This is a genomic window from Streptomyces graminilatus, from assembly GCF_001418565.1.
Lineage (GTDB): Bacteria > Actinomycetota > Actinomycetes > Streptomycetales > Streptomycetaceae > Streptomyces > Streptomyces graminilatus.
In genome coordinates this window covers 1-8,747 of record NZ_LIQQ01000572.1, presented here as the reverse complement: position 1 = coordinate 8,747, position 8,747 = coordinate 1, and the positions used below count along the sequence as shown (strand labels likewise).

5 protein-coding genes are annotated in these 8,747 nt (G+C 71.8%); all 5 read right to left on the bottom strand.

The features are described 5' to 3' along the window. On the bottom strand, nt 1–2,214 hold a 2,214-nt coding region (locus AOK08_RS36890), incomplete at its 3' end, for a SpoIIE family protein phosphatase (RefSeq protein WP_055534227.1). Nucleotides 2,215–2,393: 179 nt separating this feature from the next. Then, nucleotides 2,394–3,170, bottom strand: coding sequence for a phosphate ABC transporter ATP-binding protein (locus AOK08_RS36885; RefSeq protein ID WP_198539501.1), 777 nt, complete (start codon nt 3,168–3,170; stop codon nt 2,394–2,396). A 115-nt stretch (nt 3,171–3,285) separates the two neighbouring features. Beyond that, nucleotides 3,286–4,284: a sortase gene (locus AOK08_RS36880; protein ID WP_079054484.1), complete on the bottom strand. Its 999-nt coding sequence runs from the start codon at nt 4,282–4,284 to the stop codon at nt 3,286–3,288. A gap of 5 nt (nt 4,285–4,289) precedes the next feature. Next, the gene (locus AOK08_RS36875) at nt 4,290–6,983 is read right to left on the bottom strand and encodes a hypothetical protein (RefSeq protein ID WP_157876954.1); all 2,694 of its coding nucleotides are present in this window, start codon (nt 6,981–6,983) and stop codon (nt 4,290–4,292) included. Beyond that, the gene (locus tag AOK08_RS48575) at nt 6,980–8,719 is read right to left on the bottom strand and encodes a substrate-binding domain-containing protein (RefSeq protein WP_055534219.1); all 1,740 of its coding nucleotides are present in this window, start codon (nt 8,717–8,719) and stop codon (nt 6,980–6,982) included. The genes AOK08_RS36875 and AOK08_RS48575 overlap by 4 nt, the downstream gene beginning before the upstream one ends. Between the last annotated feature and the right edge of the window lie 28 nt (nt 8,720–8,747).

Here is an 8,747-nt window from a genome sequence, read left to right as displayed (position 1 = left end):
CCGGATGGCGTTGGTGACCAGTTCGCTGACCACCAGTTCCGTGGTCATCACCAGGTCTTCAAGACCCCAGCCGAGAAGCTGGCGGACGGCCAGTTCCCTGGCGCTCGCGACGACCGCCGGATCCGTCGGGATGTCCCACGAGGCGACCCGGTCGGCGCCCAGCGCGTGCGGGCGGGCCAGGAGCAGGGCGACGTCGTCGGTCTGCGGGCCGGTCAGCAGGTTGTTGACGACCGCCGAGCACAGCTCCTCCGGCGGCAGGCCGGACTGCGCGAGCACATCGCTGAGGCGGGACAGCCCGACGTCGATGTCCTGCCCGGCGCTCTCGATGAGACCGTCGGTGTAGAGGGCGATCAGGCTCCCCTCGGGGAGGGACACCTCGGCGGACTCGAAGGGCAGCGAGCCGAGACCCAGCGGAGGGCCCGCCGGCAGGTCCAGGAAGGTGACCTTGCCGCCGGGGGCGACCACGGCCGGCGGCGGATGCCCCGCCCGGGCCATGGTGCACAACTGGGTGACCGGGTCGTAGACGGCGTAGAGGCAGGTGGCGCCCAGTACCGCCGTGGCGACGGGCTCGTCGTCGCCCTTCTCCTCCGCCAGCCGGATCACCAGGTCGTCCAGATGGGCCAGCAGCTCGTCCGGGGGCAGGTCCATGTCGGCGAGGGTCTGTACGGCGGTCCGCAGCCTGCCCATGGTGGCGGCGGCGTTGAGTCCGTGCCCGACGACGTCACCGACGACCAGGGCGACCCGGGCGCCGGACAACTGGATCACGTCGAACCAGTCGCCGCCGACCCCTTCCCGTACATCGGCCGGCAGATAGCGCGAGGCCACCTCCATGGCGGTCCCGCCGTTCAGCCCCCTCGGCAGCAGACTCCGCTGAAGGGCCAGCGCCGCCTCGTGCTCACGGGTGTAGCGGCGGGCGTTCTCCACCCACACCGCCGCCCGGCCGACCAGCTCCTGGGCGAGCACCAGGTCGTCCTCCTCGAAGGGCTGCGGATGCTCCATACGGACGAAGGTCGCCACCCCGAGCACGGTGCCGCGCGCGGACAGCGGCACCCACATCACCGAGTGCATCCCGAACTCCGCGATGCTCCTGGCCCGCGCCGGGTCCTCCCTGATCCACGGGGCGGTGGCCGGGTCCAGGAACGGTTCCAGCACCGCCGCACCGGCGACCATGCTCTCGAAGTACGGCGAGGACCTGGGCGCGTCGATCAGGTCCCCGGTGGCGATCACCGACTCCGGGACGCCCTCGTGGATCGACTGCTGCCCGGCCCGCACCAGATACGCGCCGTCGGCCCGCCCCGAAGCGGGTTCGTCGCCGTGCAGTACCGCTTCCAGCAGGTCGACGGTCACGAAGTCGGCGAGCCTCGGCACCGAGAAGTCGGCCAGCTCCTGAGCGGTCCGCATCACGTTCAGCGTGCCCCCGATGAAGGCGCTGGCCTCGCTGAGCAGGGCAAGGCGCTCCCGGGCCCGCCATCGGTCGGTGACGTCCATGCCCATGTAGCAGACGCCCAGCGGGTTGCCGTCCGGGGTGTCGAGCCGGAAGAAGGAGGTGGAGAAGGCGTGTTCCTCGTGCGGATCCGCCCAGGTCCAGCCCCGGTACTCGTAGTCGACGACCGGTACGCCGGTCTCCAGCACCCGTCGCATCTGCTCTTCGAGCGCCTCGGTGTTCAGGCCCGGCAGCGACTCCGACATCCGGCGCCCGAGCCGCTCGTCGCGCGGCACACCGCCGTAGCGCTCCAGGGTGTCGTTCATCCACACGTACCGCAGGTCCGGGGTGAGCACGGCCATGCCGAGCGGCGAGCGGGTGAGGAACCCTTCGAGCACCTCCCCGCTGACCGCCCAGCTGGGCGCCTTCGACACATCGGTCGCGGACACCAGCCAGGCCTTGCGGTCGTCGGTGTCGGACATCGCGGTCACCCGCAGCCCGACCTCGATCCGGTGGCCGTCACGGTGCCGGGCGCCCACCAGCCCGCCCCAGCTCTCCCGGGTCCCGCACACCTCGGCGACCTCGGCAGCCCGTGCCGCGTCCTCCGGCCGCGCCAGAAGAGTGGCCGCCGAACGGTCGAGGATCTCCGGGGCGCCGTATCCCAGGAGCCGCTCGGCGGCGCCCGTCCAGCCGATGACCGTACCGTTGGCGTCGATCACCGCGGCGGCCACGTTCGCCGTCTCGAACGGTCCATGCGTTCCGTCCGGCGCGACCTCCCTGGGGAACATCATGAAAGCCGTCCCCTCTGGCGGATGGCACACCGAGCTACGTGTCGAACGACATATGGGTCATCCTATGGCGCATCGCCAGGCGCTGCGCCTCCTCGGAACCACTCCTGACCACTCCTGACCACTCGGCCGGGGTCGCGTGCGGAAGGTCACGGGCAGACCCTGACGCCGCACGGTCCCCGTCAGCCGAAGCGCCCGTTGACGTAGTCCGCCGTTCGCCGGTCCTGGGGGTTGTGGAACATCGCGTCGGTCGGACCGTGTTCGACGATGCCGCCCGGGACGCCCTGCTCGGCGAGGAAGAAGGCGCACTGGTCGGAGACGCGCGCGGCCTGCTGCATGTTGTGGGTCACGATGACGACGGTGACCTCCTGCGACAGGCTGTGAATGGTTTCCTCCACGCGCCGCGTGGAGGTCGGGTCCAGCGCCGAGCACGGCTCGTCCATCAGCAGCACGCGCGGGCGCACGGCGAGGGCCCTGGCGATGCAGAGACGCTGCTGCTGGCCGCCGGACAGCGCACCGCCGGGCCGGCGCAGTCTGTCCCGCACCTCCTGCCACAGGCCCGCGCGGGTCAGGCACTCCTCGACCAGCGCGTCCTTCGTCGAACGGCCGGCCTTGACACCGGTCAGTCTCAGCCCCGCCAGCACGTTGTCGTAGATCGACATCGCCGGGAAGGGGTTGGGCTTCTGGAACACCATTCCAATGTCCCGCCGCGCCTGGGTGAGCCTGCGCCCGGGCGCGTACAGGTCGGCGCCGTCCAGCAGCACCTCACCGGCGAAGGCCGCGCCGCCCACCATCTCGTGCATCCGGTTGAGGGTGCGCAGGAAGGTGGACTTGCCGCAGCCGGACGGGCCGATCAGGGCCGTGACCCGGCCGGCGGGCATGGTCAGGGAGACCCGGTCGAGCACCTTGTGGCTGCCGAACCAGGCGGAGACGCCACGGGCGTCCAGTTCGGCGGGCACGACGGCCGGTTGCCCGGTTTCCTCGGTTTCCTCGACGGCGGCGGGGATACGGACTGTGTCGGCGACGGTGTCGGTGTCGGTGTCGGTCATGAAAGGAACCTCGGTCCTGGACGGGTCAGAGCAGGTTGGGGAGGAGGCGGGTGATCTGTTCCGCCAGTTGCAGGCCGATGCCGCCGAGCAGCCCGGTGAACACGATCCAGGTCTGCCGGCGCCCCCAGCGGAACCAGGACCAGACCGCCGCCACGGAGACGGCGGCCAGCGCCTGGAGCCAGAGCACCAGGGCCCACCAGACGACGGCCCCGCCACGGAGCGGGAGTTCGGCCGACGGGAGGGAGTCCGGGGCGATGCGCAGGGCGGGGGTGTCGGTCGCCCTGCCGACCAGGTCGGCGTCGAGACGCAGGACGCCCTTCGGCAGGTAGGGCGGGCCGGTCGCGGTCATCAGTACGACACGGCCCTTGCCCGCGACGGGAGCGGCCGGGGCCCGGTCGCCCGCGTACCGCAGGTCGAGGACACGGAAGGTGAATCGCCCCTGACCCGTCGTGATCCGGAAGGCGGTACCGGGGGTCAGGTCCGCCAGGTGCCCGAACGGTCCGCCGTAGGCGGCCGCCCGGCCCATGATCACGCTGGTGCCGGCCTGACCCGGCAGCAGCGTGTCGCGGCGGTGGCCGGGGCCCTTGGCCAGTACGTCGGAGGAGGTGCCCTCGAAGACCACCTCGCGGACGCGCAGCTTCGGGATCTCCAGCAGCATCAGCGGGGTGCCCGGGGTGAGCAGCCGTCCGCTCTGGTCGCTCTGCGACACGGCCACGGTTCCGGCGGCCAGTTCGCCCCGCAGTCTGTCGAAGCCGGCCGTCTGGGCGGCGCGGTGCTGGAGCGGGCTGAACAGGACCAGCTGGGCACAGATGCCGAGCAGCAGCACACTCACGGTGAGCAGCGCGCCGCCCACCGCGTAGGGCCTCGCCGAGCCGCGCCGCCCCGCCTTGGCTGTGTCAGGCGTTCTGACCGTCCTGGTCGGCGCGACCGCATCAGTCGCCTCGGCCGCGTCGGCCGTTCTGTCGCCGGAGGGCAGAGGTACGGCCTCCCGCTCCCCTGCCTGGTTTGCCTGGTTGTCGGTCATGACAGTCACCTGCGGAACCTCCCGCCCGGTCGGCGAGTCGTACGGCGGACGAGGGCGGGCACCGCGAAGCGTGCGGCGGCCGGGATCCGGGGACGCCAGCCGGCCGCGAACGGCGCGATCAGCCCGGTGAGCGCGCCGAGCCCCGCGCCGATGGGCAGGGCCAGACGGAACGGGACCGCCGGGTCGGCCGGGGTGAGACCACCGGCGGTGACGATCAGATCGGGCGCGGTGCCGCCGCGCCGCGGGACGGGGTGGCCACTCGGGGTCGGCGAGGACGCGGAGCCTGTCGGGGTACCGGCGCCTGTGCCCCCTCCGGCACCGGCACCGGTATCGGTACCGGAGGTGCCGCCCCCGGCCTCGGGCGCCGCTCCCCCCGTTGTGCCTCCCGTGCCGCCGCCGGTCGCGGGGGCCGTGGAGCCGCCTGTCGCGGCAGCGCCCCGGTAGGACTCCAACTGCTTCGCGGCGGTCAGGGCCTTGCCGCGCAGCGTGCGGTCCAGCGGTGCGTAGCCGAGCGGCAGGTCACCGAGGGTGATGCCGGGGTGCTGGCCCGCCTGGACGGCGTAGCGCAGCAGAGCGGCGTAACTCCTGCGGTCGGCGGCCTCGATCCGGCCCGGGCGGACCACCGCGTCGACCAGCATGGCGAGCGGGTACGCGCCCGCCCGGGACGAGGTGACCGGGACGACGGCGGGGCTGCCCGTGGCGGAGGCCGCCGCCGCGCTCAGGGAGGCCGGAGTCGGAGTGACGTACCTGCCCCCGGAGTTGAGCAGACCGGCGGTCTGCAGACCGTAACGGGCCGCCGACGCCGAGTCGGTGACGACCAGTTGGACGCGCTGGCCGACGTTCTGCGGGCCGGGGGACTTCCACACCGGTGGGTTGGCGGTCGCGTCCCAGCTGGACTTCCACAACTGGTCGCCGCGGCGCGCGTGCAGTGCGGCGAAGAGCATGTCGTCGACGTAGGGGTGGAAGTCGGTCATGCCCTGCTTGACGGTCGCCTCGGCCGAACCCGGCGGGAGTGTGGTCCACGGGTCGGCCTTGGGGAAGTCGTCCCGGGCCGCGGTGAAGGCGTAACCGGTGGGGTTCAGGTCGTCGTTGGTGCTGTAGTAGGGGTTGACGCGCATGCCGTTGTCGTCGGGTACGCCGGCCAGGAACCGTCGGGCGTCCTTGTCGGCGAGCACATAGTTCCAGAGCTGCCGGGCCGCGTCGGTGTGGCCGAGCGCGACCTGGAGGTCGGTGTCGGTGCTGGGGTTCTCGGGGAGGGACTGGTTGGCGTACTCGGGGTTGAGGGCCAGGAACTCGGGGTCGGACAGCAGGCCCGCCGGGTTGTTCAGGACCCAGCCGTAGCCCTTCGCGGCGGTCTGTGTGGCCGTGCCGTCGGAGTAGGTGGTCCTGACGGCGCCCCAGGGGGAGCCCCGGTACGACTCGGTGAGCAGCTTGGCGATCAGCCGTGGGGTGAGCCTCATCGAGGCGAACCTGGTTCCCTCCAGCGCCTTCTGCTCGCTGGTGGCCGTGGATCCGGGTTGTCGTTCGATGTTGAAGCCGATGACGACGCCGGAGAGCGCGACCGGGGCGTAGAGCACCGTGTCCGTGGGCCTGGTCGTGCCGTCGTCCGAGCCGAGCGGCCGGGTGACGAAGCCGAGGGCGCCGGCGCCGGACGTGACGCGGGCGCGGGTGTCGGCGTCGCCGAGCTGGGTGAAGCCGTAGACGGTGCCGTCGGCGCACAGCCTGGCCTGCCAGCTGCTCATGGCCTCGGCGACGAGTTCGCTGCCCATGGTGTCCTGCTGCTCGGCACCGATCTTGCAGGAGGCGCCGACGGGGTTGAAGCCGAGCCTGACGGCGACGCGGTTCTTCCAGTTGGTGGAGGACACCGGGGAGCCGGCGTTGACCTGGGTCTGGTCCTCGTACGGCTCGCCGTCGAGGTCGAGGTGGCCCTGCGGGACGATGACCAGCCAGCAGGAGCGGCCGGTGACGGTGCCGTCGGCGTGGGTGACCGGGGCGCCGCAGCCGAGTTGCGGGGCCTCGTTGAGGGTCTGGGTCTCGAAGATCTCCGAACCGGTGCCGGCCGCGCCGGTGCGCGCGAAGTCGATCTCGTTGGTGGTGGTGTGGTTGAAGAACCTGTTGTTCTGCGTGCCGCTGGTGACGACGGTGCCGTCGACCGACTTGAACGGCACCTCACCGAGACCGAAGGGCATGCCGGAGCCGTATGTGTCGTCCTGCCCGTAGTGGCCGGGCCTGGCGCGGTAGACGACGGCGCGGGTGTCGTTGTCGCCGTTGCCGGGCCAGTTGGAGCGGTCGGTTGTGGGCGAGGCGCCGTACTCGCACTGGGTACGGGGCGGACCGGGGTTGTCCGGGTGGGTGCCGTCGTCTTCGCCCCAGCACTGCATGATCTGGACGAAGTCCGTGTTGAACTGGTTTCCGGCGAAGGTGGTGGGCGTGCCACCGGTCCAGGAGACGGTGACGGCCCGGTCGGTCAGCCCCTCGGTCTGGCTCACGGTGAACCTCATGGCGGCGAACTCGCCGCGCCCGGAGACGGTGACGGCGGAGCCGGCTGTGGCCGCGGCACGGGCCGTGGCGGTGCCCGTGGCGGGGGCCGTGGCGGGGGCCGCGTCCGCGCCGGGCGCCACCACGACCGAGAGCAGCGCGCCCGCGAGGGCGCCCGCCGTCGCGCCCACGGCCGCACGGAGGAACTGACGCGCCCTCACTTTCCTTCTCCCTTACGGCTCTTGCCGTTGCGCCCGGCCAGGATCTGCGCGGTGACGGGGGGAACAAGGACCACCACGAGCAGGGTGAGTCCGGCGAGGATCATCAGGGTCTGCGAGGTGCTCCAGCCGTCGTCGGACGACACGGAGACGGGCGAGGCCAGCACCAGGGCGCCGCCGCTGCCTCCGTCGCCGCTTCCCCCTGTGCTGCTGCCGCCCGAGGCAGCCGGGTTCACGGTCTGCCCGGTGTCCGGGTCGACGATCGGGCCGCCGGTGGAGGCCGTACCCCCGGCCGGTCCCCCGGTGCCCGTGGCTCCCGTACCCCCGGACCCGCCACCGGTCGTACCGCCCGACGAGCCACCCGCCGTACCGCCGGACGAACCGGTCGAGCCGCCGCTCGTGGATCCGCCGGAGCCGCCGTTCGCCGGGGTCTGCTTGGCCCCGCCGGAGCCGGTGGCGCACTGCAGGGACGCGCCCTTCTTGTCGCAGGCGGAGGGCATGGGCGCGGTGGTGGCGAGCCGGTTGGTGCCGTCCGCGCTGAAGGTCGGGTTGTTGCAGCCCTTGATGTTGATGTTCTTGGGCACCACCCCGGGAATCCTGCGGACCTGGTCGAGGCCCGCCCTGACCAGGTTGACCGGCAGGGGTGAGTAGCCCAGTTCGGGTGCCTGCCGCTGGCCCTCGCACATGAAGTAGTAGGAGAACGCGCCGAGTGTCCCGCCCTTGGCCGTGGTGAAGGTGCCCTGCTCCTTGAGCGGCAGGATCATGTACGCGTAGCTGGAGAGCACGTAGGAGCGCGGATCGGGGTCCGTGTAGACGGCGTCCAGGTTCTGGGTGAGGTAGTCCGCGGAGTTCTTGTTCGTGTTGATCCTCGCCTTGAGCAGTGACACGGCGACGTTCTGCGCGGTCGGCTCGGAGTAGTACCCGGCGGTGTTCAGGAGCTTGGCGACGGGGTAGTGCGCGTTGAGGGCGTAGGAGTAGTTGACGTACCCGATGGATCCCTCGCCGTAGCCCTGGGAGATGTACCCGGCCACGCCGAGGTCTCCGGACTGGGCGATCATGCCGGTGACTGTCGGGTAGTACGAGGTTTCCCCGCAGGCGTTGCTGCGGCCGACCCTGGCGCAGTACGTCTTCCACAGCGCGGTGTGACGCTTCGCCATCCAGAGCGTGAACTGGGCTGTCGCCCCCGAGCCGTCCGAGCGGACGACGGGTACGACGGCCCGGTGCGGCAGCCTCAGTCCCGGGTTGTCCGCCCGGATCGCCGAGTCGTCCCAGTACCGCACGGCCCCGGTGAAGACCCTCGTCAGGGTGTCCTGGCCCAGCCGCAGGTTGGTGACCCGCTGCCCGTTGATCGTCAGGTGGTACATGAAGGCGGTGCCGCCCGCCACGATGGGCATGTACGCGTACGACCCGGCCACCGGCCGCTCCGGCGCGGAACCGTCCGTCGGGTCGGTCTGGAACGGGATGTCCGAGACGGCGAAGTCGGTGGTACCGGCCAGGAACTGCTGGCGCCCGTAGGAGGAGCCCTGCGGGCTGTAGGAGATCTGCATGCCGTACTGCCTGACGTCCCGGCGCCACTGGTCGACGGCGTTGAACGCCCAGCTGGAACCCGACCCGCTGATCGGGGTGTAGCTCGCCGCGTGCACGGGCGCGGCGGCGACGCCCAGCAGCAACGCCGGGGCCATGACGAGGGCGAGCGCCAGGGCGGCGGCTCGCAGCGAGGAACATATTCGACGGAGCATCAGTCCACCTCAACGGGAGCGGGGGCGG